The organism is Streptomyces hyderabadensis (assembly GCF_020404845.1).
Taxonomy (GTDB): domain Bacteria; phylum Actinomycetota; class Actinomycetes; order Streptomycetales; family Streptomycetaceae; genus Streptomyces; species Streptomyces hyderabadensis.
This window is the reverse complement of record NZ_JAIOJZ010000001.1, coordinates 179,020-203,938: the sequence shown is the minus strand read 5'-3', so window position 1 is coordinate 203,938 and position 24,919 is coordinate 179,020. Positions and strand designations below refer to the sequence as shown.

Here is a 24,919-nt window from a genome sequence, read left to right as displayed (position 1 = left end):
CGGGGTCGTATATTCGGCCCGGAGCCCACCAGGACGGGAGCGGTCGTGGAGATCCTTGCCTTCGGCGTGCAGGCCGACGAGAAGCCCCTGATCGAGCGGGCCTTCCGCGACCAGGAGGAGGTCCGCTGCCTGGACGTCTTCCTCAACGCGGACACCGCCCCCATCGCGGCCGGCCACGAGATCGTCTCCACCTCCGTCAACGCCGACCTCGGCGCGGCCGTCCTGGAGATCCTCGCGGCCGGCGGCACCCGGATGGTGGCCCAGCGCTCCACCGGCTTCAACAACGTCGACCTGGACACGGCCGAGCGGCTCGGCATGACCGTGGCCCGGGTGTCGTACTACTCGCCCTACTCGGTCGCCGAGTTCGCCTGGACCCTCGCCATGGCCGTCAACCGGCGGATCGTGCGCGCCTCCATCCGCACCCGCGACTTCGACTTCCGGCTCGACGGGCTGATGGGCCGCGACCTGCACGGCCGCACCGCCGGCGTGCTCGGCACCGGGAAGATCGGCGAGGCCTTCGCCCGGATCGCGCACGGCTTCGGCATGCGCCTGCTCGGCTGGGACGTCGCCGAGAACCCGGCCTGCGCCGAACTCGGCATGCGCTACGTCCCGAAGGACGAGCTGCTGGCCCGCTCCGACCTGATCACCCTGCACGTCCCGCTGATGCCCGAGACCCGGCACCTGATCGACGCCGCCGCGCTGAAGGCGATGCGGGACGACGCCGTCCTGATCAACTCCAGCCGCGGCGGCCTGATCGACACCGCCGCCCTCGTCGGTGAACTGCGCGCGGGCCGCTTCGCGGGCGTGGGCCTGGACGTGTACGAGGCCGAGGCGGGCCTGTTCTTCCTCGACAAGTCCCTGGAGGCCGTCGAGGACGACACCCTGGCCCGCCTCGTCACCTTCCCCAACGTCCTGGTCACCTCGCACCAGGCGTACTACACCGAGGACGCCGTCGGCCAGATCGTCGACGCCACGGTGCGCAACGTCCTGGACTACCGTCAGGGCCGCCGCTCGGAGAACGTGCTGGTCCCGCGCAGCTGACCGGTCAGCTCCCGCACGATCGCCGTGCCGTTCAGCGTCAGTACGGACTCGGGATGGAACTGCACCGACGCGAAACCCGGGCCGCGCAGCGCGTGCACCTCGCCGTTCGCGGCGCGGCTCACCTCGATGCCGCGCGCGGTCAGCGCGGCCGCCGCGGCGTCGTCGCAGCGGGCGGTGAAGCTGTTGTAGAAGCCGACCGTCTCCGGCCGCCCGAACAGGTCGATCCCCGTCTGCGCGCCCTGGTACGGCACCTCCTTGCGGACGATGCCCAGCCCCAGCTCCGCCGCGATCAGCTCGTGCCCGAGGCAGACGCCGAGGACGCCGTGCCGGTTCGCCCCGAGCACCTCGGCGGTCAGGGACCGCAGGAAGCGCATCTTCGGGTCGGCCGGGTCCGAGGGGTCACCGGGTCCCGGGCCCAGCACCACCGGGCCGCCCTCGTGCCCGAGCACCGCCTCGCGCAGCCCCGGCTCGTCGTACCGCCGCACGCTCACCGCCAGGCCCGAGGAGCGCAGTACGTGGGCGAGCATCGCCGTGAAGGTGTCCTCCGCGTCGACGACCAGCGCGTGCCCGGTCAGCGCGGCCGACGGCTCCTGCATCCGCAGCCAGAACGGGGCCAGCGAGGCGCGGCGCCCGTCCAGCGCGGCCCGCACCCGGGGGTCGTCGGCCAGCCGCGGCCGCCCGGCCTCCGTACGCGGCCGGGGACGTACGCCCAGCGCCGCCAGCACCCCGGCCGCCTTGGCGTGGGTCTCGGCGACCTCGCCCGCCGGGTCCGAGCCGCGCACCAGCGTGGCGCCGACCGGCACCCGCAGCCGCCCGTCGGCGTCGATGTCGGCGGTGCGGATCAGGATGGGGGAGTCGAGCGTCTGGGGACCGGCCGCCCCGCCCGGCCCGTCACCCGGGTCCCGGCCGAGCAGCGCCAGCGCGCCCGCGTAGTAGCCCCGCCCGCCGGCCTCGTGCCGCTCGATCACCCGGCAGGCGTTCTGCACCGGCGAGCCGGTGACCGTCGCCGCGAACATCGTCTCCCGCAGCACTTCCCGGGCGTCCAGGGAGGACTTCCCGCGCAGCTCGTACTCGGTATGCGCGAGGTGCGCCATCTCCTTGAGCCGCGGGCCGACGACCACCCCGCCCATGTCGCCGACGGTGCACATCATCTTCAGTTCCTCGTCGACGACCATCGACAGCTCCTCGATCTCCTTGCCGTCGGCGAGGAAGCCGAGGAGGTGCTCGGGCGTTGGGCCCCCGGCGGGGTAGCGGTAGGTGCCGCTGATCGGGTTCATGACGACCGTGCCCCCGGACATCCGCACGTGCACCTCCGGGCTGGCGCCCACCAGCGTCCGGTCCCCGGTGTGCACGACGAACGTCCAGTACGCGCCCCGCTCGCCCGCCAGGAGCCGACGGAACAGCGCTAGCGCGTCGGCCCGCCCGAACCCCGGGATCCGGCCCTGGTACGTCCGCCGGATCACGAAGTTGGCGCCCTCGCCCCGTCCGATCTCCTCGTCGAGGACCCGGCCGACGATCCGCGCGTACTCCTCGTCGCCGACGTCGAAGCCGCCGCCCTCGACCCGCACCTCGTGCCCGGGGAGCCGGTCCAGCGCCTCGGCGAGCGGGATCTCGTACCGCTCCTCGGGGGTGAGCACCAGCAGCGGTGTGCCGTCGTCGCGGACGTCGAAGCCGCGCTCGCGGATCTGCCGGAAGGGGACGAGCGCCAGCCCCTCGTCGGGCAGGTCGGCGACCCGGTCGTGCTCGGTGACCGGGCCGACCAGGAGTTCGACGGTGTCGTGGTCGCGGCCCGGGGTACGGCGGCGCAGCAGGGCGAACGGACGGGAGTCGGCCAGGAGGCCGTCGAGCGCTGTCATGGGTCCGGTTCCTTCTCGGTTGTCGGAGAGGAACGGACCCGGTCGCACAAACACCGAAGGCCGCCCCTCGGGCGGCCTTCGCGGAGTCTGGTGTCGCGCGCAGTCAGTGGGCCGCCGGATGAGCGGTCCACCACCAGGTCTGGGTCGAGTGCGCGAACATAGGGCGCAGCGTACCCCACGCACCGGGCTTGTCCACGGAGCATTCGGTGCGTCTCATTTCCTGGGCACGGGGGCGGGGGCCCGGTTCCGACCCCGTAATGTTGGGGCCGTGACCGTGAACGCTAAGACCAGCCCGAGCGCTGGCAACACCTGGCGAGACCTGCCCGCGGCGCAGCAGCCCGAGTACCCCGACCTTGAGGCTCTGCGCGCAGTGATCGCGGACCTCGAGTCGTATCCGCCGCTCGTCTTCGCGGGCGAGTGCGACCAGCTGCGCGCCCGGATGGCGGCCGTCGCCAAGGGAGAGGCGTTCCTCCTCCAGGGCGGCGACTGCGCCGAGGCCTTCGACGCGGTGTCCGCGGACCACATCCGCAACAAGCTCAAAACCCTCCTCCAGATGGGCGCCGTGCTCACGTACGCCGCCTCCGTGCCCGTGGTGAAGGTGGGCCGGATCGCCGGTCAGTACTCCAAGCCGCGTTCCAAGCCGACCGAGACCCGTGACGGCGTCACCCTGCCGACCTACCGCGGTGACTCCGTCAACGGCTTCGACTTCACCGAGGCGGCCCGGGTCCCGGACCCCGAGCGGCTGAAGCGGATGTACCACGCCTCGGCGTCCACGCTGAACCTGGTGCGGGCCTTCACCACCGGCGGCTACGCCGACCTCAGGCAGGTGCACGCCTGGAACCAGGACTTCGTGAAGTCCTCCCCCTCCGGCCAGCGCTACGAGCAGCTCGCCCGGGAGATCGACAACGCGCTGAACTTCATGCGGGCCTGCGGGACGGACCCGGCGGAGTTCCAGACCGTCGAGTTCTTCTCCTCGCACGAGGCGCTGCTGCTGGACTACGAGTCGGCCCTCACCCGGGTCGACTCGCGCACCGGGCAGCTGTACGACGTCTCCGGGCACATGGTGTGGATCGGTGAGCGCACCCGGCAGCTGGACCACGCGCACATCGAGTTCGCCTCGCGGATCCGCAACCCGATCGGCATCAAGCTCGGCCCGACGACGACGGCCGAGGAGGCGCTGCAGTACATCGAGCGTCTGGACCCGGAGCGCGAGCCCGGGAGGCTGACCTTCATCGTCCGGATGGGCGCGGACAAGATCCGCGACCGGCTCCCCGAGCTGGTGGAGAAGGTCACCGCGTCCGGTGCGACCGTCGCCTGGATCACCGACCCGATGCACGGCAACACCTACGAGGCGGCCTCCGGGCACAAGACCCGCCGCTTCGACGACGTGCTCGACGAGGTCAAGGGCTTCTTCGAGGTGCACAAGTCGCTCGGCACCCACCCGGGCGGCATCCACGTCGAGCTGACCGGCGACGACGTCACCGAGTGCGTGGGCGGCGGCGACGAGATCTTCGTCGACGACCTGCACCAGCGCTACGAGACGGCCTGCGACCCGCGGCTCAACCGCAGCCAGTCGCTCGACCTGGCGTTCCTGGTGGCGGAGATGTACCGGGACCAGTGACGGTCCGCCCCGGACGGGGCGGGTGGAATGGGGCGCGGGTCACACGGGATCCGCGCCCCTCCCACTTTTACCGGCCTTGCGCGATGGGTAAGGTTAGGTTTGCCTCACCGATCAGTCGGGCCCTCCGGTCGTCGTCGGTACGGCACGACCTTGTACCCCGCCCGGGAGGTGAACCGCGTGTTCGTCTGCAGCTGCTTCGGTGTCACCGAGGAACAGGTGAAGAGCCACGCGGAGGCCGGTGCGTGCACGCCCCGGCAGATCGCCTCGGCCTGCAAGGCGGGCACCGACTGCGGCGGCTGCGTACGGCGCATCCAGGCTCTGCTCGGGCGCGGGGCCTGCCCCCGCCGGCAGCTGGCGGACCAGGGCGCCCCGGTCCTCTCGGAGCTTCCCGAGGCGGCCTGAGGGCCGGAGACTAGAGCGATCCCGGCCCCGACGGGTCCGGCTGGGTCTGCTCGATCACCGTCGACAGGTAGAGCGACTCGCCCAGCTTCTCGATCAGGTCGAGCTGGGTCTCCAGGTAGTCGATGTGGTGCTCCTCGTCGGCGAGGATCGCCTCGAAGACGTTGGCCGACGTGATGTCGTGCTTGGCCCGCATCACCTCGATGCCCCGGCGCAGCCGGTCGATCGCCTCCAGCTCGATCTCCCGGTCGGCCTGGAACATCTCGGTCACGCTCTGGCCGACCCGCACGTGGAAGAGCCGCTGGTAGTTCGGCAGGCCGTCCAGGAGCAGGATGCGGTCGGTGAGCACCTCGGCGTGGCGCATCTCGTCGAAGGACTCCGCGCGCGTGTACTTCGCGAGTTTGGTCCAGCCCTTGTGGTCCTGCAGCTTCGCGTGCAGGAAGTACTGGTTGATCGCCGTCAGCTCGGCGGTCAGCTGCTCATTGAGGAACTCGATGACTTCCGGGTCGCCCTGCATCGCTTGAGGCTCCTTCGAACGGGAACAGGCGTGTTGCGCGGCATGATTGCACCGGCATCGAAGATCGTCCAGTAAGTGTTGACTTAGTAAGTAAGTACAGGATTAGTCGGCTTGGTCGCGATTATCCGCCTTTGCCCGAATGTAAGTGAGGTGGGTGAGGGGCATCGGCCCGGGTCTGTCAGGATGGAGGCATGGGTCAGCCGGTGGAAGACGGATCGGGAGAAGACGGTTCGCAAGGAGCGTCGCGGTTCGAGCTCCCGCCGGGACAGCGGCTGCAGCGCGGCTGGCCCGTCACGCACTACGGACCCGTCCCCAAGTTCCGCCCCGAGCGCTGGGAGTTCCGGGTCTTCGGCGCCACCACCGACGACGAGAAGCACGGCTGGACCCACGACGAGTTCACCGCCCTGCCCTACACCACGGTCGTCGCCGACCTGCACTGCGTCACCAAGTTCAGCATGCTCGGCGCCGAGTGGGGCGGCGTCCCGGCCGCCACGATCCTGCGGCTGGCCCCGCCCGCGCCCGACGTCACCCATGTGATGGTGTGGGCCGAGTACGGATTCAGCTCCAACCTGCGGCTGTCCGACTTCGCCGCCGAGCGCACCCTCTTCGCCACCCACAAGGACGGCGAGCTGCTCACCGCCGAGCACGGCTTCCCGCTGCGGCTGGTCGTCCCGCACCTGTACGCCTGGAAGGGCCCGAAGTGGGTGCGCGGCATCGAGTACATGACCGCCGACCGGCGGGGCTTCTGGGAGGAGCGCGGCTACCACAACATCGGCGACCCCTGGCGGGAGCAGCGCTACTCCTACCAGGAGGAGCCCGGGGACGGCCCCGAGCTGTGACCCGGCGCGGCGCCCTCGGGGGTCAGCCGTCGCGCAGCTTCTTCAGCCGCGCCACGTCCGCCGCGTGGCCCTCCTTGCCGCCCGGTGTCTCGATGACCAGCGGCACGCCCTCGGTCGCCGGGTGGGTCATCAGCGCGCGGAACGGGTCCTCGCCGATGTGCCCGGCGCCGATGTTCTCGTGCCGGTCCTTGTGGGCACCGGCCACGTCCTTGGAGTCGTTGGCGTGGATCAGCTTCAGCCGGCCCTCGCCGACGGTGTCCACCAGCAGGTCGAGGGTCTGGTGCATGCCCGAGGGGCCGGTCAGGTCGTGGCCGGCCGCGAAGACGTGGCAGGTGTCCAGGCACACGCCCAGCTTCGGATGGCTGTCCAGCGCCTCGAAGTACGGCCCGAAGTCCCAGGTCCGCGAGCACAGGGAGGCGCCCTGCCCCGCGGTCGACTCCAGGAGCAGGTACGGGTCGTCGTCGTGGGTCAGCTCGTCGAGCAGCGGCAGCAGGTGCTCCCGTACCTGCTTCAGCGCCACAGACCGCTCCCGCCCGCCGGTCGCGCTGCCGGTGTGCACCACCACGCCGAGCGCCCCGATCGCCCGCCCGCGCCGCAGCGAGTGCCGCAGCGACTCGACCGAGCGCTGCACCGTCGCCTCGGTGTGCGAGCCGAAGTTGATCAGGTACGGAGCGTGCACGTACGCCGGGATCGACCCGGCCGCGCAGGCCTCGCGGAAGGCCTCGTCCTGCTTGGGGTTGCCGGCCGGGGTGGCCCAGCCGCGCGGGTTGGCCACGAAGACCTGCACGGCCTCCGCCTTCAGTTCACGGGCGTAGGACAGGCCGACGGAGTGCAGCCCGCCGGCCACGGGGACGTGGCCGCCGACGGGGTTGCGCGGCAGGGCGGGGGTGGGGGATGCGGTGCTCATGTCCGCACCAAGGATGCCAGGACGTGTGGACGGACCCCGGATCAGGGTACGACTGCCTCAGCGCACCGGCGCTGCCGAGCCTGGGGAGGGTGCCAGATGGGGGACGTCGTCAGCTTCGCGCTGCCGGACGGCGGCCGGGTCCTGGTCGAACCGGTCGACGAGGACGTCTACGGACTGCAGGAGATCTCGGTCAACGGGAGCACGGTCGTCCGGCGCGCCCAGGAGGGCCTCGGCGAGGCCCTCGACGGCATCCGGCGCATGGCCGCCGAGGCGCACACCCGCATGACGTCCCTCGACGTCGCCCCGAGCCGGCTGGAGCTGGAGTTCGGGGTGAAGCTCAGCGGGGAGGCGGGTGCGGTCGTGGCCAAGGCGACCGGAGAGGCCCACCTGATCGTGCGTGCCGTGTGGGAAGGCTGAGGGGCGGCATGCCCGGGCAACCGGGTGTCCGGATCCGTCCGCGGGGGAGCGCGGCCCTCTCCCGCACCGCACCCGGATCCGCCTACCATGCACGGGCGGCGGTGTGCCGCGGCGCGGGACCGGATGCCGGACGTCCCGGAAGCAGGAGGGGGCCGAGGCGTGGAAGAGACCACGGGGGTCGAGTGCGCACTGCCGGACATCGCCGGATGCACCGTCGACGAACTGCGCGCGCTTCCCGGTTCCGTACTCGCGGTGGCCCTGGAGCGGCTGCAGACGGAGGCCGCCCAGTCCCATGACGACGAATACACCAGCTGGCAGGCGAGCGCCTGACCGACCCGCGGTCGACGTCGCGGCACTCCTGGACGAGGGCTGGCGGCCGGTCCCGCTGCGCCAGTTCGTCCTCAAGACCCGCAGCCGGTGCAACCTCGCCTGCGACTACTGCATCATCTACGAACACGGCGACCGCACCTGGCGCCGGCAGCCCCGTGCCATGAGCCAGGCGACCCTGCGCCGCACCGCCGAGCGGATCGCGGAGCACGCGCGGCGCCACGGGCTGCGGCAGGTCCGGGTCGTGCTGCACGGGGGCGAGCCCCTGCTGGCCGGACCCGAGGGGGTCGCCGAGGCCGTGCGTACCGTGCGGGAGACCGTCCGCGAGGCGGGCACCGAGACCGAGTTCACCGTGCAGACCAACGGCACGCTGCTCGACACCCGCATGCTGGACACGCTGGCCGAGCACCGGGTGCGGATCGGCGTCAGCGTGGACGGCGACCGGGAGGCGCACGACGCGCACCGCCGCACCCGCGGGGGACGGGGCTCCTACGACGACGTGCTGGCGGGTCTGCGGCTGCTGTCCGGCAGCTACCCGCAGCTGTACGCCGGGCTGCTGTGCACGGTGGACGCGGCCAGGGACCCGGTCGCCGTCTACGAGTCGCTGCTGGCGACCCGGCCGCCGCTGATCGACTTCCTGCTGCCGCACGGCCACTGGGGCGCCCCGCCCCCGGCACCGGCCGGGACGTACGGGCGCTGGCTGGCCGCCGTCTTCGACCGCTGGGCCGACGCGCCGCGCAAGGAGACCTCCGTGCGGATCCTGGACGAGCTGCTGCACCTGGTGCTCGGCGGGCACAGCAGGCTCGACTGGGTGGGCGTGACCAGCAGCGTCTCCGTCTTCGTCGAGTCCGACGGGTCCGTCCACCAGAACGACACGCTGCGCACCGGACCCGACGGCTCCTCCGCGAGCGGCCTCGACGTCTTCCGCCACTCCTTCGACGAGGTCCTGCTGCATCCCGGATTCGCCGCCCGGCAGGCCGGGGAGCGCGCCCTGGCCGAGCAGTGCCTGCGCTGCCCGGAGCTGTCCGTGTGCGGCGGCGGCGAGTACGGGCACCGCTACCGCCCCGGCTCCGGCTACCGCGCGCCCACCGTGTACTGCGCGGACCTGCTCCTGCTCATCGGGCACATCCGGCGCCGGCTCGCACGCACCGCGGCGCCGACGTGATCGGGCCGTACGTCCTGCCGGACGACGTCTTCGACGCCCTGGCCGCCGGGGAGGGCGGCCGGCCCGCGGTGCTCCTGCTGCGGGGCGCCCGGCGCAGCCGCAACCTCCTGCTGCTGCGCCGCGCGCTGGACGGACCGTGCGGCCGGGCCGCCGAACCGGCCGCGGACCTGCTGGCGGGCGTCGAACGCGTCGCCCCCGGGGCGGCCCGGTCGGTGATCGACGGCCCCGCCTTCGGCACCTGGGCCGCCCGGACCCTGCGCGACTGCCCGGCCCACCACCGGGGCCGGTGCGCCGGCCGGGACCTGGCCGCCCTCGCGGTCCTCGCGGCGGTACGCGCGGCCCACCCCGCCCGGATCACCGTGCCGGTGCGCGAGGGGCGCCTGCCCCTGCCCGGCCTCGGCACGGTCACCGGGCTCGGCGAGGCGCCCGAGGCCCTGGTCGTCGTCGAGGCGCCGGCCGCTGCCGCGGGGGCCCCGGACACCCCGGCGGCCGGGGGCTGCCGGGTGCGCGTCCTGACCGCCGCCGGGGAACGCGTCCTGCCGCGCGACCCGGCCCGCCCGGGGCACGGCTGGCAGCCCGTCGCCGTGCTCGACGCCCGGCACCGGGGGCTGGCGCTCCGGCTGCCGCTGGAGACCGCCGCACCGGAGCTGCCCGCGCTGGAGACGGCCAGCGCGGGACCCGCGGCCTGGCAGGACCTCCTGCGCCAGGCCTGGGAACTGCTCGTCGACAACCATCCGCGCCGGGCCGAGGAACTGGCGGCCGGACTGAACGGCATCGTGCCGCTGCCCGCCCCGGCCCGCGGCGTGGCCTCGGCGACCTCACGGCACGCCTTCGGCACCGTGCTCACCTCCTGGCCCGCCGACCCCGAGCGGCTGGCGCTGACCCTGCTGCACGAGTTCCAGCACAGCAAGCTCAGCGCCCTGACCGACCTGGTGACCCTGTGCGAGCCCGGTGGCGGACCCCGGCTGTACGCGCCCTGGCGGCCCGACCCGCGGCCGCCCGGCGGACTGCTCCAGGGCATCTACGCCCACCTCGGCGACCTGGCGTTCTGGCAGGACCGCAGCGGCAGCCGGCACGGGCCCGCGCGGGCCGACGCGGCCTGGCGCCTGGCCCAGACCCGGGCCCACGTCGAGCGCGGCCTGACGGAGGCGGCGGCCCACCTCCGGCTCACCGCCCTCGGCGCCCGCTTCCTCGACCGGCTCGCGCGGACCGTACGGGACGGGGACCGGGGCGGTGACGCGGGCGGGAGCGGTGGTGAACGGCTCGCACGCGCGGTCGCCCGGGTGCAGGCGGGCGACGAGGCCGTCTGGCGGCTGCGCTGGGCGGCCGCCGACGCCGACGCGGCCGAGCGGCTGGCCGCGCGGTGGCGGGCCGGCCGCCCGGCGGGACCGCTGCCGGCGGAGGACGTGCGGGCGGCCACCGGTGCCGTGGCCGGGCCCGGACCGGAGTTCGGGCGCTGGGCGGCCAGGCAACGGGGCGCCGAACGCGCCCGCCCGGCCCGCGAGGCCGCGGACGCGGTGCGCGCCGCGCCGCACCGGGCGCAGGGCTGGGCGGAACTCGCCGCGGCGGCCGCCGAGGAGGGGCGTCCCTGCGCGGATCTCCTGCGCGCACGCACCGAACTCGTCCGCGACCTCTTCCTGCGGCTCACCGCACAGCAGGCGGCGACGCCGGCCGGCCCGGCACCGCCCCACTCGCCCGACCCGCTGACCCTGGCGGCCTGGCTCGCGGACGCCGACCCCCACGCGGAGCCCTCCGGCGCGGGTCCGGCCAGGGACGAGGAAGGAGCCGCCGGGAGGGACCCGCAGGCCCGACCCGCCCACCCGGCCCCAGGCCCCAGGCGCGTCGGCCGGGCGGACCCCGCCGGGGCCACCGCCGATCCGGGTCCGCTCGGGCGCGTCGGCCGGGGGACGCCGCCGGTGCCGGCCCCGGTCCGGGCCCGGCCTCCGACGAGGCGCCCGTAGCCCCGGCCGCGCCCGGCCCGGAGAGGGTCCCGCCGCCGGGGCCGCGCCCGGAGCAGCGGGGAGTCCGGAGCAGCCGGGGAGGACGGTCAGAACACCGGGGTCTCGATGTCGCAGAACGCCCGCTCGCCCCTGGCGAAGACCTCGGCGACCGGGTAGTCCCGTCCCAGGGTGCGGGCGAAGCGGGCCAGGACGTCCGCGCGGAGCGCCTCGGCCTCCTCGTCCCGGCCCAGGGCGCGCAGGTCGTGCGCCAGGTTGCCGCCGCAGACCAGGGTCACCGGGTGATCCGGTCCGACGGTGGCCCGCAGGGCGTCCAGGTGCCGGCCGTCGGCCTGCGCCGCCTCCTCGTGGCGGCCCGCCGAGTGCAGGTCGTTGGCGAGGTTGACCCCGCAGCGCAGGGTGCAGTTGTGCTCCGGGCCGAACCGGGCCGCCAGCTTCTCGTACGCCGTCAGGTTCAGGGACAGCGCCCGCTCGTGCTCGCCCAGCGCGCTGAGGACCAGGGCGTGGTTCGTCTCGGTCATCGGCAGGTACGGGTGGTCCGCGCCGAACAACTGCTCGTACCCGGCCACGGTCTGCGCGGCCAGCCGCTCGGCGTCCTCCAGTTCGCCGCGCAGCAGCAGGTCGATGGCGTAGTTGCCCACCGCCGCCAGCGTGTTGAGGTCGCCCTCGCCGTACCGCGCCCGGTAGCGCTCCACCGTCCGCGAGGACCGGTCGTACGCCTCCTCGTAGGCGCCCATCGCGCGCAGCGAGACCGCGAGGTTCTTCGCCACGTCCAGCGTAGACGGGTGCTCGCGGCCCTGCCGGTCCCGCAGCTTCGGGTACAGCGCCCGCAGCGACTCGGTGGAACCCCGGTAGTCGCCCAGCTCCCGCTGGTCGCGGGCGTAGTTGGCGGCCACCACCAGCGTGACCGGGTCGTCGGGGCCGAAGATGCGCACCCGCCGCTGGTAGGTGTCCGCGTCCAGCTCCAGCGCCTCCTGGAAGCGGCCGAGCAGCCGCAGGTCCAGCGCGTGGTTGGCGGCGGACATCAGCGCCAGCGGGTAGTCCCGGCCGAAGCTCCTGGTCAGCCGCTCCAGGGTGTCGGCGTCCCGCTCCGTGGCCTGCTCGAAGTCGCCCAGCACCCGCAGGTCCGCCGCGTTGCTGTTGGCGATGGCCAGCGTCTCCTCGTGGTCCTCGCCGAACACCCGGCGGGCCCGCACCAGCAGCTGGGCGTTCAGCTCCCGGGCCTCGTCGAAACGGCCGAAGTTGCGGATCAGCGTGGCGTAGGAGCGGGTGGTGCGCATCGTCTGCGGATGGTCGTCGCCCAGCCGCTGCTGCCACTCCTTGCGGGCGAATTCGGCCAGTTCCGTGCCGCCGGTGTAGTCGCCGTGCAGGTACAGGTAGCGGATCTCGTTGATGACCAGGTCCCGCACCTCCCGGTGGTCGCACTCCACGGCCCGGGTGGGACGGATGTGCGGCCGCAGCTCGGAGTAGCGGCGCCAGTTGTCGTTGTCCTCCGGCTCCTGCGGGTCGGCGGCGGCCAGCAGCACGTGGGTCAGGTGGTAGGTGTCCTCCTGCTCCTGCTCCGACATCTGGTTGAAGAGCACCGCCTGCACCAGCCGGTGCATCTGGAGGCTGTTGCTGCGGTGGTCGATCCGGGCCAGGGCGAGCCGGCCGATCTCCCGGGTGGCCAGGCCCAGTTCGACGGGATCGCGCAGCGCCTCGGCGAGCGGCGAGGGCAGCGGGGCGAACGCGGCGCTGCGCAGCATGGCCCAGCTGATCGGCTCCGGGGCCATGCAGGAGCACAGCCGCAGCAGTTGCACGGCCGCCGGACTGCGCTGCTCCAGGCGCTCCATCGCCAGGTTCCAGGTCGCCACCACGGAGTGCGGGTACCCCGAGGGCACGGAGGTGTCCAGCAGCCGGTCCGCGTGCTCGCGCAGCAGTTCCAGGTACTCGTCGACCGACATCGCCGTCTCCGCGTGCCAGGCACCGGCCTGCTCCACCGCGAGCGGCAGGTCGCCCAGCGCCTCCGCCAGGCGGGAGGCGTCCTGCGTCGGCATGCCGGGCACCCGGCGCTGCAGGAAGCGGACCGACTCCTCGCGGGAGAAGACGTCCACCGAGACGGGGTGCGCGTGACCGGCCCAGCTCTGGTTGCGGGACGTGATCAGGATGTGTCCCTCGCCGGAGGGGAAGTACTCCTCCAGGTCCTCGGGACGGTCGGCGTTGTCGAAGACCAAGAGGTACCTGCGGAAGGGAGAGCCCCGGCGCAGCGCGTCGAGGACGAGCGGAAGCGCCTCGTCACCGCTGGGCCCGGCCTCCAGGCCCAGGTGCGGTGCGAGAGCGGCGATGGCGGAGCGGACCAGGGCGGGGTCCTCGGCGTTGATCCACCAGATCAGCTGGTACTGGGACTGGTAGCGGTAGATGTACTCCACGGCCAGCTGGGTCTTGCCCACGCCGCCGAGTCCGAAGAAGGCCTGCGGCACGATGGCCGCCCGCCGGTCGGCCAGCCGGTCGTGCAACTGGGTGATCAGCTCGCTGCGCCCGGTGAAGTTGTGGTTGCGCGGCGGGATGCGCCGGCCCCACACCTGCGGCACGGTCTCCTCGAAACGCATCGGACGGGTGAGCGTCGGAAGGGCGCCCGTCGGAGCCTGCGCCGTCTTCGGGGGGCCGTTGACGCCGACCGGGTGAGAGGCGGACTCGGCCACGGATGGATCCCTTTCCGCTGTGTGCCGTGACTGTTCCCCCGGATGTGCGGACGTCCCCCCGGTCCGGGTGCCGGGACCGGCCGGGCGGGGGCGGCCGGCGCCCGTTTCGATGGCTCCGCTGGTGGATGTGGTGTCAGTCACACCGTCATCGTATGGCGACTTTGCGTCACCATCTCCCCCGGGGCGCTGCTGCCGGGAGATGAGGTCCCGCAGTTCGCGGGCGCGGGCGGCGAAGCCGCCGCCCAGGGCGTCGGCGACCGCCGCGTCGACCTTGGCGAAGGGGAGGCTCTCGACACTGATCCGGGAGGGCAGCCCGCGCGAGGGGTCGGTCAGCGTCGCGTCGAACCGGTACGGCGCCGAGGAGTGCTCCGCCAGATAGCCCGACACGGCGGTCAGGACCCGGCGGCTCTCCTGCCGGTGCAGCGAACCCAGCAGCAGCGACCGCACGGTCTCGGGGAAGTCGAACTCGGTCTGCTCGGCCGGGCGGGGCTGCGCCGGCACCGGGTGCAGCAGGCCGGACAGGAAGACCTCCGCCAGGTGCGAGGGGGTCGTGCGCGGCGCCATCACCTGCTGCACCAGGCGCATCACCGGCAGGAAGAGGGGAGCGGCGGCGAGATATCCGGCCAGTTCGAAAGCCTGCGGCGAGGCCTCCGCGCGGAACGCCAGCACCCGGTCGAGCGGCGACAGCCGCGCGTCCCGCGCCGCGGGCCCCGCACCGCCCGGGCCCGCCCCCTGCCCCGGCGTCCGGCGCGGGGCGGCGTCCGCCCGTACGGCGTACCCGTGGAAGGGCGAGGACTCGGGGCGCGCGACCAGCCGCGCCCACATCTGCAGGGCCGCCGGGGCGAGTTCGACCACGGGCACCAGCAGCCCCGGCCGGTCGGCGTCCGAGCGCAGGTCCGCGTTGGGGGCGCCGGGCCGGGACGCCTTGAGCGCGACGGGCAGCGGCCGCAGCGCGGTGCGGTGCCACAGCCGCCGGTCCAGCGGCTGCACCAGCGCCGTCGGGCCGCCGCGCGCCCAGCGGGCCAGCAGCCGGTGCGCGGCACCCGAGCCCCACCCGGGACCGATCGCGTCACTGAGGACCAGCACCGCGCCGCGCGGGGAGTGGGGCAGCCGCCGGTCCGCACCGGTGGCGGAGCGCGGGGCCGCGCCGTCCGGCCACGGCGGCGGGGTGGCGCGCACCGTCACGGAGCCGTCCGGCAGGTGCTCCAGCCAGCGCACGGCGATGGAGCGGAAGGCGCCCACCCGGCGCAGCACCGCGCGCAGTTCGGCCACCGCGCCGTCCCACAGCACCATCGACTCGCCGGTGTCCACCACGAGCACGAGGTCGAGCCAGGGTTCCTCCGCCGGGACCAGCACCGGCTCCCAGACGTCGGTCTCGGCCGCCCGGTCGGCCGTCGCCTCCTCGTCCAGCCGGTGCCGGACGCTGGAGGCGGCCCGCCGCCGCAACGGCCGCAGGGCCTTGGCCAGTTCCGCCGACCGGGCCAGCGGCCGCACCCCCGGGGAGCGCACCGGCAGCGCCGGTACCGGGGCGCTCGTACGGCCGTCCGGCGCGTCGGTGCTCCGCATGTGCAGCCGCGGCTCCCCGGCCCCCGGCACGGCCCCCTCGGACCAGGTGCCGTCCGGCGCCGGGCCGGGCGGATCGGCCGGTGGCCGGGCCCTGGGACCCCGGCGCGGTGAGCCCGGCTCCAGCTGGCCCGCGATCCCGGACAGCCGGGGGGCGGTGGAGGCCGGCCGGGCGGGCTCCGGGTCCTGGGGCGCACGGGCCAGCCGCGCCGCGAGCCACAGGACCTCGGCGATCTCCCGGGCGTCCGGAGCGGGGTGCTCCGGCGGTTCGTACGGCATCAGGGCCCCGTCTCCAGGTGCCGCCACAGGGTGCGCAGCAGGTCCTGCCACTGCTCCGGGTCCTCGTCGGCACCGGCCCGCGCCAGCTGGATGGCGCTGAGCAACTGGTCCACCGCGACACTCCCGTTGCTCTGCTCCGCGAGGAACGCCTCCACCAGGGGCGCCGCCTCCTCCAGCGCGTCGGCGCCCAGGTGCGCGGCGACGATCGCCGCCAGCCGGTCCGGACCCGGCTGCTCGATGTCGTAGCGCAGGCAGCGCCGGGCGAAGGCGGCGGGGAACTCCCGCTCCTCGTTGGAGGTGATCACCACGAACGGGAAGGCCCAGCACTCCACTTCGCCGTCCGTCACCGGGGCGCTGAGCCCGTCCGCCGTCCGCACCGGGACGGTGCGCTGCTCCGGCGGCAGCCGCAGCAGCTCCTCGACGGTGAAGCGGCCCTCCTCGAACACGGTGAGCAGGTCGTTGGGCAGATCGATGTCGCTCTTGTCCAGCTCGTCGACGAGCAGGACCCTGGGACGGCGGCGCGGCAGCAGCGCCGTGCCCAGCGGCCCGAGCCGCAGGAAGCGGCCGATGTCGCCGGTGCCCTCCCCGGTCTCCAGTCCGGCGCGGCGCAGGTTGGCCTCGTGCAGCCGGCCGATGGCGTCGTAGGCGTACAGGCCGTCCCGCAGCGTGGTGCGCGAGGTCACCGGCCAGTGCAGGACCGGGCCGAGGCCCAGCTCGTAGGCGACCGCGTGCGCGAGGGTGGACTTGCCGGTGCCGGGACGCCCGGTCAGCAGCAGCGGGCGGCGCAGCAGCAGCGCGGCGTTGACCGCGTCGACGAGGCCGTGGTCCACCTGGAAGACCCGGCCGCGGCGGGTGTCGGCGGGCTGCGGGGGCACGGGCTCGTCCTGCGGCGGCATGCCCTGCTGCAGCGGGCGCCAGCTCGGCGGATCGGGCAGCCGTTCGATGCCGTTGTGCGGGACACCGTCACCGCGGTAGATCCACCACGCAGGCGGCTGCGGGGCTGCGGGCTCGGTCACGACGAGGCACCTCCGGAAGCGGGAGCTGGTGGGGTCAGGGGCGTGTGCGGGGGCAGCCGGTCGAACGGGTCCCACAGGAAGCCCAGCCGCAGACCGCCCCCGACCCGCGGCCGGGCCGCACCCGGCCGGGACGACCACTCCCCGCGCCGGGCCCGCAGCACCTCCCCGGGCAGCGTGCGCGCCCCGGCGGCCCGCAGCCGGTCCGGCAGGTCGGCGACGACGGACGGCCCGTCCTGCTCGTCGTGGGCCCAGACCAGGGCCGGCACCCCCGCGTCCAGGGCCGCGTCGAACTCGGCGTCGAGGGCACGCCTGCGGGGCACCCGCGGGGAGTCCGGGGCGCGCCTGCGGGGCACCCGCGGCGGGAAACCCAGGACCAGCGCCAGCGGCCCGTCGTCCGCGTACAGGGCGGAGAACAGTGCCTCGTGGGACGGACCGTCCTGGTTCCGGGCGGGGACCACCGCGACCACGCCCTCTCCGGAGAGTGCGGACAATGCCTTCATCCTGTCCCACTTCCGGGACCAGTTATGCCCCCAGTCGACCCATTCCGACGCGTTCTGGCGCTCGAGGCTGCGCACGGCGACCGGGTGCACCACCCCCAGGCGCACCTCCGCGCCGCTCGGGGTCGTGATCGGCAGTCCGTCGACCGGCCGGCCCAGCAGCTCGCGGGGCAGGACGAACTCCACGAACAGGTCGGGGGAGTCGATGGCCTTCTCCCGGCGCATCCGGATGATCTCGTCCACCACGAGCCGCTCCAGCCGCGCCAGCCGCATCGCCTCGGTGTACTGCTGCACGGCCTCCCGCGGCGCGCCCTCGTGCTGCCGGAACACGTCGAGCAGGTAGTGCCGGCCCGGCGACGCCGGAGTGACGCGGAAGGTGGCGTACGTCCACCGGGTGCCCGCCCCGCCGGGGCGCACCCGGCGCTCCAGCAGCGGGCCGGGATCGACCGCCGGGGTGCAGTGGCCCGCCCGCCCGCGCACCCAACGGGCCAGCTCCTGGCCGCGGGGCCCGGGGACCCGCCGGGACAGCGCGGCGACGAAGGTCAGCAGCGGCGGCACCGGCCGGCCCGCCTGGGCGATGTGCCGCAGGTCGTGCACGATGCCCAGGATGTCCTCGGGGGAGCCCTGCCAGGGGCGGCGCACCGGTCCGAGCGCGTCGTCGCGCAGCGCTACCAGGCCCGGCATCGCGAGCCGGCCGTCGAGCAGCAGCCGGTAGAGGTCGTCCATCGCCTCGTCGTCGAACGGGCCGTCGTCCGGATCCGGCGGCGCCGGCGCGGGCAGCGGCGCCAGGCGCTCGCCGGACAGCGCCAGCGCCGCCCGTAACGGGGGCCAGTCGCGGGCCAGCCGCTCCAGCGGGATCATCCAGGTCACGCCCGCCTCGGGCGACTTGTCGCGCAGCACGGCGAGCCCGGCGACGCGGGAGGTCGCGGCGTCCCGGACCCCGCAGCCGCTGTAGCCGCGGGCCACCCGGCGGCCGGTGTCCGGTGCGTCGTTCAGCTGGATCAGCGCCGACTCCGGGCCGCCCCGCCCGGCCATCAGACAGTCCGCCCACACCCCGTGCGGCTGCCCCTGCGGATAGCCGTACACCTGCATGGGCCGCTTGGCGGTGTAGCCGCCGGTGGACAGATGGGCGTGCGAGGTGGGGAACTGGCCGTTGGCCTGCCCCAGGTCGCCGTGCAGGGTGAGCACCGAGACGTCCTCGTGGTGGCTGCCGCCCGTGTAGTGGTGCCCGCCGCCCGGGGAGCCGGTCAGCTTCAGCCCGCTGCTGAGGGTCACCGTGACCGTGGCGTGCGGGTCGTCCTCCAGGCGTCCGCCCATGGCCGACGTCACGACGTGGGCGCAGGTCAGCACGTAACGGGGCGGGACGATGACTCCGCCGCCCACCGGGTTGCCGGCCGGGCCGAGGATGCTCACCTGCCAGTCGTCGGTGACGGCCGTCCGCACGACCGGTTCCGCCGCCACGGCGCCCTCCCCCCGTCCGCCACCGCAGGCCCCGACCGCCTGCGGAGCCGCCATAGTAGCGGTCCGTGCCCGGGGAAGCAGAGGGGGCAACACCCCTTCGTACACGGCCTGTTGACCATGGGGTTCGGCCTGTCGGGCCGCCCCGTCAGCGGATCGTGATGGTGACGGTGGAGCCCTCGGGAGCGGTGTCCCCGCCGTCCACGGACTGCTTCTTGACGGTGTCGCCGAACAGCCCGAGCAGACCGCGGTCCTCGTCCACCTCGAAGCCCGCGTCCTCCAGCTTCTGCTTGGCGTCGTCCACGCTGTCCCCGACCACGTCCGGGACCTCGATCATCCGGGGGCCCTTGGACACGGTGAGCGTCACCGTGTCGCCCTCGGCGGCGCGGCCGCCCGGCTCCGGCGTCTGCCGGGCCACCTGGCCGCTGTCGTACTCCGAGTTCACCCGCGCGTCGGCGACCTTGACCTCCAGGCCGGCCCGGGTCAGCTCCTCCCTGGCGTCGTCCAGGTCGTCGCCGGTGACGTCCGGGACGTCGATCGGGCTGCCCTTGCTGACGACCAGGGCGACCGCGGAGCCCGCGCGCACCGTGGTGCCCGAGCGGGGCTTGGTGGAGATCACGAAGCCCTTGGCCACCTCGTCGCTGAACGCCCGGGTCACCATGCCCGGCTCCAGCCCCTCGTCCTCCAGCAGCGTCCGGGCCTTGTCCAGCTTGTAGCCCGCCACGTCCGGCAGCTTCACGGTGTCGGGGCCGTCGGAGACGGTGAGGGACACGGAGTCGTTCTTCCGGATGCGGTCACCGGCCGCGGGGTCGGTGCTGATGACCTTGCCGCGCTCCACGGTGTCGCTGTAGGCGTGCCGCACCTTGCCGACGTCGAGACCGGCGTCGTCCAGCCGGTCCCGGGCCTGCGCCTCGGTCTTGGACAGCAGCGGCGGCACCTTGGTGAACTGGCCGGAGTTGATGTACCAGACGCCCGTGCCGACCCCGAGCACCAGCAGCACGGCCACGACGATCGTCAGCGGCCCGCGGCGCAGCCGGAGCCGCCGGGACGGGGCGGGGGGCGGCGGGGGAGCGGCGAGCCGGCTGGTGCGGTTGACTCCGTCCGGGCCGACCCCGCCGCCCGCGGTGAAGCGGCCGTCCGTGCCGTCGGTCCCCTCGGTCTCGTCGTCCTCGTTGACGGGCAGCGGCCGGGGCATCGTCAGGGCGCGCGGGATCACGCTCGTGCGGTCCTCGGCGTTGTCGTGCTCCCCGGCGAGCGCCTGCGGCGGGACGGCGTCCAGCTGTGCCGTGCTCAGCGCCGCCCGCGCCTCGCGGGCCCGCGCGAGCAGCGCCACGGCGTCGTGCGGCCGGATCTCCGGGTTGCGCGCGGTGGCCGCGGCGACCAGCTCGTCCAGCTCGTAGGCCATCTCCGGCACCGCGGCCGACGGCGGCGGCACGTCCTCGTGCAGGTGCTTGTAGAGCACCGCCGCGGGGGAGTCCCCGTCGTGCGGCTTGGCGCCGGTCAGCATCTCGTACAGCACGACACCGCACGCGTAGACGTCGACCCTGGGGTCGGCGGCGCCGTGCTCGATCTGCTCGGGCGCCAGATAGGAGACGGTGCCGAGGACGGCACCGGTGGTGCTGGTGACCGTGTCCACGGCCCGGACCAGGCCGAAGTCGGCGACCTTGACCCGGCCGTCGTCGCCTATCAGCACGTTCTCCGGCTTCATGTCCCGGTGCACGAACCCCGCCCGGTGCGCGGCGCCCAGCGCGGCGAGCACCGGCTCCAGGATGTCCAGCGCGGCCCGCGGCCTGAGCGCCCCGCGTTCGCGCAGCACGTCCCGCAGGGTGCAGCCCGCGATGTACTCCATCGCCAGGTAGACGTACGCCCCCTCGGCACCCTGGTCGAAGACCTGGACGACATTGGGGTGGTCGAGCCGGGCCACCGACTTGGCCTCGCGGATGAACCGCTCGACGAAGGTGGCGTCGGTCGCGAGCGTCGGGTGCATCACCTTCAGCGCGAGCACGCGGTCCAGGCGGGTGTCCACGGCCCGGTAGACCGTGGCCATCCCGCCGACCGCGATCCGCGCCTCGACGCGGTACCGGCCGTCGAGCACCTGCCCGACGAGAGGGTCCTGGAGGGTCGTGTCCACGCAGGTGAGTCTACGAGCCACCACGGACACCCCGCGCCGCCGAGCAGAACGGGAGCGGGACTGCAGCGCACCTGTGACGTACGCAACTGCGGACAGTCGTGCGACGCCCCCGCTGCGGGCAGTCGTGCCGCTGGGGCGGCACGGGTGGGCGCAGCGGCACCCGCAACGCCGGGCTGCGCTCCCGCCCCCGCCCAGCCCCAGGACCGGCCGGCTAAAAGGCCGGCCGCTCCGGATCCAGCACCGCCAAGCCCTCCGCAGGAGAAGACGCCTCGGCGAAATGCCGCCGCGGAATCCGCCCCGCCCGGCGGGCCAACCGCCCCGCCTCCACCCCCGCCCGCATGGCGGAGGCCATCAGCACCGGCTCCTGCGCCCGCGTCACCGCCGAGGCGAGCATCACACCCGCACACCCCAGCTCCATCGCCAGCGCCACGTCCGACGCCGTACCGGCCCCGGCGTCCAGGATCACCGGCACGCGCGCGTGCTCCACGATCAGCTGGAAGTTGTGCGGGTTGCGGATCCCGAGCCCGGACCCGATCGGCGAGCCCAGCGGCATGATCGCCGCGCAGCCGACGTCCTCCAGCTTCCGCGCGAGCACCGGGTCGTCGTTGGTGTACGGCAGCACCGTGAACCCGTCGTCGACCAGCGTCTCCGCCGCGTCCAGCAGCTCGACCGGGTCCGGCAGCAGGGTGCGCTCGTCGGCGATGACCTCCAGCTTGACCAGGTCCGTGCCCAGCGCCTCGCGCGCCAGCCGGGCGGTGAGCACCGCCTCCCCGGCGGTGAAGCAGCCGGCCGTGTTGGGCAGCACCCGGATGCCGAGCCGCTCCAGCACGGACAGCACGGAGCCGTGCACCGAGGCGTCCACCCGCCGCATCGCGACGGTCGTCAGCTCCGTACCGGAGGCCACCAGCGCGCGCTCCAGCACGTCCAGGCTGGGCGCCCCGCCGGTGCCCATGATCAGGCGGGACGCGTACGTCGTACCGCCGAGGACAAAGGGATCGTCGGCCATGGTCAGCCTCCTTGGACGGCGGTGAGGACCTCGACGCGGTCGCCCTCGGCCAGGGCGGTGGCGGACCACCGCGCGCGCGGGACGACGGTCTCGTTCAGGGCGGCGGCCACCCCGGACGGGGCCCGGGTGAGCGTGCCCACCAGGACGTCCAGGGCCGTGCCGGGAGCCACCTCGCGCGGCTCGCCGTTGACGGAGATGTTCATGCGGGCTGCTCCGAGAGTGCGGGGACGGCGCCGAAGCGCCGGGGGCTGAAGGGGCGGGCCGGCGGCGGCAGCTCCCCGCCGGTCAGGACGTCCGCCATGACGTCGCCGGTGACGGGGGTGAGCAGGACGCCGTTGCGGTAGTGACCGGTGGCCAGCAGCAGGCCGTCCAGGGCGGTCGGGCCGAGCAGCGGGGCGTTGTCCGGGGAGCCGGGACGCAGACCCGCGCGGGTCTCCGTCAGGGGCAGCTCCGTGATGCCGGGCACCAGCTCGTGCGCGTCGCGCAGCAGCTCGTAGACGCCGCCCGCGGTGACCGTCGTGTCCCAGCCCAGCTCCTCGCTGGTGGCGCCGACGACCAGCTCGCCGCTCTCCCGGGGCACCAGGTAGACGTGGTTGCCCCGCACGACGGCGCGCACGGTCCGGTTCAGCAGCGGCGCCCGTGCGCCCGTGCGCGGCATGGTCAGCCGCAGCACCTGCCCCTTCACCGGCCGCACCGGCGGCAGCACGGCCTCCGGCACGCCCGCCAGCCGCCCGCTCAGGCTCCCCCCGGCCAGTACCACCTGCCCGGCCTCCAGCGCGGTGCCGTCGGCGGTGACGACGCCCGTGGCCCGGTCCCCGCGCCCGACGGTGAGCCGCTCGGCCCACACCCGGTGGAAGACCACGCCCGCGCGTGCGCAGGCTTCCAGCAGCGCGTGGGCGAGGCGGCGGGGGTCGATCTGGTGGTCGCCGTCCACCCGGAGCCCCCCGCGCACGCCCGGCGCGAGCATCGGCTCCAGACGCCGGCATTCGCGCCCCGACAGCCACTCGGACTCCAGGCCGGAACGCTGCTGGAGGGCGTGCAGCTCGCGCAGGTGGGCGCGGTCGTCGGCGTCCAGCGCGACGGCGAGGGTGCCGCAGCGGCGGTAACCGAGGTCGTGACCGGTCAGCTCGGTCAGCTCGGCCGCGAAACCGGGGTAACGGCCGGCGGAGGCGACGTTCAGCGCGAGCAGGGTCTCCTCGCCGTAGTGCAGCTCCGTGACGGCGGCCAGCATCCCGGCGGCCACCTGGGCCGCCCCGCCGCCCGGCTCGGGGTCGACGAGGGCCGTGACCAGCCCGCGCTGCGCGGCCCGCCAGGCGGTGACCAGCCCGATGATCCCGCCGCCGACGACGAGCACGTCGGGTGTACGGGACGTACGAGGCGTGTGTGGTGGAGACGACATGGGCGTCCAGCCCCTCCCTTCGCCGGCATGACCCGGATCAGGTTCGTACGGTCGGAGGCCGCCAGCCTCCCTCTCAGCCCGGTGCGTCCGGGCTCCCGCGAGTGCCTTACGTTGGCCACCCTAGCCCGCAGCGCATCGCACGTGTAAGGGAGCCTCCACCCGTGGCGCGTTCACTCGACGGTCTCGTCCTCGCCCCCGTCGCCGACCAGGCGCCCGGCCAGGTGGGCACGCGTACCCGGTTCACCTACCACGAGCAGGACGGCGCCGTGTGGGCCGAGTACGAGGGCGGTGACGTGGTGCGCGGGCGGCTGGTGGGCACCAGGGAGGGCGACCGCCTCGACTTCCGGTACGTACAGCTCAGGACCGACGGCAGCACCTCCTCGGGGCACTGCCGGTCCACCGTCGTCGAGCTGCCCGACGGGCGCGTGCGGCTGGAGGAGACCTGGGAGTGGGAGTCGCAGCCGGGCAGCGGGACCAGCGTGGTGGAACAGCTCGACGCGCACGGGCTGTGACCGGCGGCCCGGCAGGTGTCTATGGTGATCGGGTGAGCGAGCAGACGCGGGAACGGGGACAGGGACCGGCGGCGGGCGCGGAGCGGCGCGCGGTCGTCGTGGGCGCCGGGATGGCGGGCGTGCAGACCGCGGTCGCCCTGCGGGAACAGGGCTTCGCCGGCCCGGTGACCCTGATCGGCGCGGAACCGCACCAGCCGTACGACCGGCCCCCGTTGTCCAAGGCCGTCCTGCTCGGCACCGCCGAGGGCTCCGCCTTCGACGTCGACTTCGAGGCGCTCGGCATCACCCTGCGGCTGGGCTGCGCGGCCCTGGGCGTCCGCCCCGGCGAACACGTGCTGGACACCTCCGAGGGGCCGGTGCCGTACGACGCGCTCGTCCTGGCGACCGGCGCCGAACCGGTCCGGCTCCCGGGCTCCGAGGGCGTGCCCGGGGTGCACCTGCTGCGCACCCTGGACGACGCCGAACGGCTGCGGCCGGTGCTCGCCCGGCAGCACGAGATCGTGGTGGTCGGCGCGGGCTGGATCGGCGCCGAGTTCGCCACCGCCGCGCGTGAGGCGGGCTGCGCGGTGACCGTGGTGGAGGCCGCCGACCGGCCGCTGGCCGACGCGCTGCCCGCCGAGGTCACCGCGCCGATGGCCGCCTGGTACGCCGACGCGGGCGCCGAACTGCGCACCCGCGCGCGCGTGGAGCGCGTCGAGCCGGGCGGCCCCGGTGAGCCCGGCCGGGTCGTCCTCGACGACGGCACCCGGCTGCCCGCCGGCGCGGTCGTCGTCGGCATCGGCGCCCGCCCCGCCACCGGCTGGCTGGCCGGCTCCGGCATCGCGCTCGGCGTGCACGGCGAGGTCCTGGCCGACGGCCACCTGCGCACCTCCGCGCCGGACGTCCACGCGGTCGGCGACTGCGCCTCCTTCCCCTCCGCCCGCTACGGCGAGCGGCTGCTGGTGCACCACTGGGACAACGCCCTCCAGGGCCCCCGCACGGTCGCCGCGGACATCGTCGGCGGGCCGGCCGGCGAGGTCCCGGCGGCCTACGACCCGGTGCCGTACTTCTGGTCCGAGCAGTTCGGCCGTTTCGTCCAGTACGCCGGTCACCACGCGTCCGCCGACACCACCGTGTGGCGCGGCGACCCCGCGAGCGCGGCGTGGACGGTCTGCTGGCTGCGCGAGGGCCGCCTGGTCGCCGTGCTGGCGGTGGGCCGCCCCCGCGACCTGGCGCAGGGCAGACGGCTGATCGAGTCGGGGGCGACGATGGACCCGGAGCTGCTGGCCGACCCGGCGAAGCCGCTGAAGGCGGCGACGACGGCCACGGCGTAGCCGGTTTCCGAGTGTCA

21 protein-coding genes and 1 riboswitch are annotated in these 24,919 nt (G+C 74.5%); of the genes, 10 read left to right on the top strand and 11 right to left on the bottom strand.

What is annotated here, in order from left to right; translation table 11 throughout:
• Nucleotides 1-45: 45 nt before the first annotated feature.
• Complete coding sequence (locus tag K7854_RS00910) at nucleotides 46-1,041, top strand: 2-hydroxyacid dehydrogenase (protein ID WP_226024388.1); 996 nt, start codon at nucleotides 46-48, stop codon at nucleotides 1,039-1,041.
• On the opposite strand, the gene K7854_RS00905 is transcribed toward K7854_RS00910, so the two are convergent.
• Nucleotides 999-2,897 (bottom strand): anthranilate synthase family protein, encoded by a 1,899-nt coding sequence (locus K7854_RS00905; RefSeq protein ID WP_226024387.1) that lies wholly within the window; start codon nucleotides 2,895-2,897, stop codon nucleotides 999-1,001. The genes K7854_RS00910 and K7854_RS00905 overlap by 43 nt on opposite strands.
• 103 nt (nucleotides 2,898-3,000) lie before the next feature.
• The gene (locus K7854_RS37765) at nucleotides 3,001-3,057 is read right to left on the bottom strand and encodes a trp operon leader peptide (RefSeq protein WP_073723848.1); all 57 of its coding nucleotides are present in this window, start codon (nucleotides 3,055-3,057) and stop codon (nucleotides 3,001-3,003) included.
• A gap of 108 nt (nucleotides 3,058-3,165) precedes the next feature.
• Here K7854_RS37765 and K7854_RS00895 point away from each other — a divergent pair, with 108 nt between their 5' ends.
• Together K7854_RS00895 and K7854_RS00890 are read left to right on the top strand one after the other, a co-directional pair.
• The gene (locus K7854_RS00895; protein WP_226024386.1) at nucleotides 3,166-4,518 is read left to right on the top strand and encodes a class II 3-deoxy-7-phosphoheptulonate synthase; all 1,353 of its coding nucleotides are present in this window, start codon (nucleotides 3,166-3,168) and stop codon (nucleotides 4,516-4,518) included.
• Nucleotides 4,519-4,686: 168 nt separating this feature from the next.
• Entirely contained in the window at nucleotides 4,687-4,920 is a 234-nt protein-coding gene (locus K7854_RS00890) for a (2Fe-2S)-binding protein (RefSeq protein WP_164883559.1), read from the top strand.
• A gap of 10 nt (nucleotides 4,921-4,930) precedes the next feature.
• Here K7854_RS00890 and bfr read toward each other — a convergent pair whose 3' ends face one another.
• Nucleotides 4,931-5,434, bottom strand: coding sequence for a bacterioferritin (gene bfr, locus K7854_RS00885; protein WP_007448529.1), 504 nt, complete (start codon nucleotides 5,432-5,434; stop codon nucleotides 4,931-4,933).
• A gap of 191 nt (nucleotides 5,435-5,625) precedes the next feature.
• On the opposite strand from bfr, the gene K7854_RS00880 reads away from it, so the two are divergent.
• The gene (locus tag K7854_RS00880) at nucleotides 5,626-6,273 is read left to right on the top strand and encodes a sulfite oxidase-like oxidoreductase (protein ID WP_226024385.1); all 648 of its coding nucleotides are present in this window, start codon (nucleotides 5,626-5,628) and stop codon (nucleotides 6,271-6,273) included.
• Between the two features lie 22 nt (nucleotides 6,274-6,295).
• On the opposite strand, the gene K7854_RS00875 is transcribed toward K7854_RS00880, so the two are convergent.
• A complete protein-coding gene (locus tag K7854_RS00875) occupies nucleotides 6,296-7,180 on the bottom strand; it encodes a deoxyribonuclease IV (RefSeq protein WP_226024384.1) in 885 nt (294 codons plus the stop codon).
• Nucleotides 7,181-7,276: 96 nt separating this feature from the next.
• Here K7854_RS00875 and K7854_RS00870 point away from each other — a divergent pair, with 96 nt between their 5' ends.
• The 4 genes from K7854_RS00870 (at nucleotide 7,277) to K7854_RS37640 (ending at nucleotide 11,050) form a co-directional block, all read left to right on the top strand.
• Entirely contained in the window at nucleotides 7,277-7,597 is a 321-nt protein-coding gene (locus tag K7854_RS00870; RefSeq protein WP_226024383.1) for a CU044_2847 family protein, read from the top strand.
• A 159-nt stretch (nucleotides 7,598-7,756) separates the two neighbouring features.
• Entirely contained in the window at nucleotides 7,757-7,927 is a 171-nt protein-coding gene (locus K7854_RS00865; RefSeq protein ID WP_161379870.1) for an FxSxx-COOH-like cyclophane-containing RiPP peptide, read from the top strand.
• On the top strand, nucleotides 7,890-9,089 hold the full coding sequence (locus K7854_RS00860) for an FxsB family cyclophane-forming radical SAM/SPASM peptide maturase (protein ID WP_226024382.1): 1,200 nt from the start codon (nucleotides 7,890-7,892) through the stop codon (nucleotides 9,087-9,089). Before K7854_RS00865 ends, K7854_RS00860 begins: the two co-directional genes overlap by 38 nt.
• Nucleotides 9,086-11,050 (top strand): aKG-HExxH-type peptide beta-hydroxylase, encoded by a 1,965-nt coding sequence (locus tag K7854_RS37640; protein ID WP_226024381.1) that lies wholly within the window; start codon nucleotides 9,086-9,088, stop codon nucleotides 11,048-11,050. Before K7854_RS00860 ends, K7854_RS37640 begins: the two co-directional genes overlap by 4 nt.
• An 86-nt stretch (nucleotides 11,051-11,136) precedes the next feature.
• On the opposite strand, the gene fxsT is transcribed toward K7854_RS37640, so the two are convergent.
• The 7 genes from fxsT to thiO all read right to left on the bottom strand — a co-directional run bounded on the left by fxsT (nucleotide 11,137) and on the right by thiO (nucleotide 23,077).
• Nucleotides 11,137-15,570 carry an FxSxx-COOH system tetratricopeptide repeat protein gene (gene fxsT / locus K7854_RS00850; RefSeq protein ID WP_226024380.1) on the bottom strand — a complete coding sequence of 1,478 codons (4,434 nt, stop codon included), beginning with the start codon at nucleotides 15,568-15,570 and terminating at the stop codon, nucleotides 11,137-11,139.
• Nucleotides 15,570-16,586 (bottom strand): AAA family ATPase, encoded by a 1,017-nt coding sequence (locus tag K7854_RS00845; RefSeq protein ID WP_226024379.1) that lies wholly within the window; start codon nucleotides 16,584-16,586, stop codon nucleotides 15,570-15,572. Before K7854_RS00845 ends, fxsT begins: the two co-directional genes overlap by 1 nt.
• Nucleotides 16,583-18,544, bottom strand: a complete 1,962-nt coding sequence (locus K7854_RS00840) for a VMAP-C domain-containing protein (RefSeq protein WP_226024378.1) — start codon at nucleotides 18,542-18,544, stop codon at nucleotides 16,583-16,585. Before K7854_RS00840 ends, K7854_RS00845 begins: the two co-directional genes overlap by 4 nt.
• Before the next feature lie 145 nt (nucleotides 18,545-18,689).
• Nucleotides 18,690-20,672, bottom strand: a complete 1,983-nt coding sequence (gene pknB, locus K7854_RS00835; protein ID WP_226024377.1) for a Stk1 family PASTA domain-containing Ser/Thr kinase — start codon at nucleotides 20,670-20,672, stop codon at nucleotides 18,690-18,692.
• 211 nt (nucleotides 20,673-20,883) lie between these two features.
• Nucleotides 20,884-21,678 carry a thiazole synthase gene (locus K7854_RS00830; RefSeq protein ID WP_159330587.1) on the bottom strand — a complete coding sequence of 265 codons (795 nt, stop codon included), beginning with the start codon at nucleotides 21,676-21,678 and terminating at the stop codon, nucleotides 20,884-20,886.
• Between the two features lie 2 nt (nucleotides 21,679-21,680).
• Nucleotides 21,681-21,881 carry a sulfur carrier protein ThiS gene (gene thiS, locus K7854_RS00825; protein WP_226024376.1) on the bottom strand — a complete coding sequence of 67 codons (201 nt, stop codon included), beginning with the start codon at nucleotides 21,879-21,881 and terminating at the stop codon, nucleotides 21,681-21,683.
• Nucleotides 21,878-23,077 (bottom strand): glycine oxidase ThiO, encoded by a 1,200-nt coding sequence (gene thiO, locus K7854_RS00820; RefSeq protein WP_226024375.1) that lies wholly within the window; start codon nucleotides 23,075-23,077, stop codon nucleotides 21,878-21,880. Before thiO ends, thiS begins: the two co-directional genes overlap by 4 nt.
• A riboswitch (TPP riboswitch) is annotated at nucleotides 23,075-23,186 on the bottom strand. It overlaps the preceding gene by 3 nt.
• A 52-nt stretch (nucleotides 23,187-23,238) precedes the next feature.
• Here thiO and K7854_RS00815 point away from each other — a divergent pair.
• Both K7854_RS00815 and K7854_RS00810 read left to right on the top strand, forming a co-directional pair.
• Nucleotides 23,239-23,589 carry an avidin-fold protein gene (locus tag K7854_RS00815; RefSeq protein ID WP_226024374.1) on the top strand — a complete coding sequence of 117 codons (351 nt, stop codon included), beginning with the start codon at nucleotides 23,239-23,241 and terminating at the stop codon, nucleotides 23,587-23,589.
• A gap of 32 nt (nucleotides 23,590-23,621) precedes the next feature.
• Nucleotides 23,622-24,902, top strand: coding sequence for an NAD(P)/FAD-dependent oxidoreductase (locus K7854_RS00810; protein ID WP_226024373.1), 1,281 nt, complete (start codon nucleotides 23,622-23,624; stop codon nucleotides 24,900-24,902).
• Nucleotides 24,903-24,919 lie beyond the last annotated feature (17 nt).